This window comes from Fulvivirga aurantia, from assembly GCF_009711475.1.
Lineage (GTDB): Bacteria > Bacteroidota > Bacteroidia > Cytophagales > Cyclobacteriaceae > Fulvivirga > Fulvivirga aurantia.
In genome coordinates, this window is record NZ_SMMD01000247.1 from 1 (window position 1) to 1270 (window position 1270).

The window sequence follows — 1270 nt, forward strand, 5'->3', positions numbered from 1 at the left end:
GAATAGTCTGGTAGCTCTGCAGTTTGTGCTCACGACTTTCCTGATAAGCACAACCTTGCTCATGCAAAAGCAGCTTAATTTTTTACAAAACAAGAATCTCGGCTTTGATAAATCTCGTGTACTCGTAGCTCAACTCAATGTAAACCAAGGAGATGGGCTGATGGATAGAATAAATAATGGTTTTGAAAAGGCCACTTTATTTAAAAGTGAACTACAAAAAGAACCGACCATTGAGCACGTAGCGGTTGCTAACCATACTTTCGGCACTGGTGGGTGGACCAATATCGGATTTACTGACACAAATGATAAGTATCGCACTTTTGATATGCTTGTGGTTGATGAAAGTTATGTTCCAGCCATGAAAATGGAGGTTGTCGCTGGCCGCAGTTTCAACGACAGCCCTGCAGATAAAAGACGTTCGGTTATTGTAAATGAAGCTTTTGTAGAAAGTTTTGGTTGGGCAGATGCCATTGGTAAGCAATTGCCTGGGAGTAATTTTGGTGACCATGAAGTAATAGGCGTTGTAAGTAATTTTAATTACAATAGCTTGCATGGAGCAGTGACTCCTCTTGTGATGGTGATGGATCCAATGGTACTGGCCAGTGGTATTGAAAATATAGGCATCGGAAGTAACCCACTGCCAAAGCTGATGGTAAGAGCAGATGGTAATCATATTCCTGATGTAATTGAGAAAGTAGAAAGCGTTTGGACTAAAATTAACCCTGATGAAGAGTTTCAGTATACGTTTGTAGACCAAACACTGGCGTCTCAATACAGACAAGAGCAAAACCTGGGTACGGTCGTGAGCATTGCTACTGGACTGGCAATTTTGATTGGCTGTATGGGGTTATTTGCTTTAGCTTCACTTAATATGCAAAACAGAACTAAAGAGATAAGCATTAGAAAAGTACTTGGTGCCTCTGAGCGTAAGTTACTTTTGTTATTATCTAAAGAATACCTTCAATTAATTGGGATATCCCTTTTGGTTTCAATTCCTATTACGGTTTATATCATCAACGACTGGCTGTCTTCTTTTGCTTATCGAATATCTGTAGGTGTGACTACATTTATTTTTACGGCAGGTTTGATAGTGATTATTGCTTGTCTTACCATAGCATACCATGCACTTAAAACAGCGAGACAACAACCGGCTGAAACGTTGAAATGTGAATAGGAATCCGACTCAAAATGTGAGTCATCCTGAATATGCGAAGGATCTTACTAACAAAATGTCACCATTTGATATACTTAGTAAGATTCTTCCTTCGTC

1 protein-coding gene is annotated in these 1270 nt (G+C 39.5%); it reads left to right on the plus strand.

Annotated features, from left to right (window positions below; genetic code table 11):
* The coding region (locus E1176_RS00865) for an ABC transporter permease (RefSeq protein ID WP_155208703.1) at nucleotides 1-1174 on the plus strand (1174 nt) is incomplete at its 5' end.
* Between the last annotated feature and the right edge of the window lie 96 nt (nucleotides 1175-1270).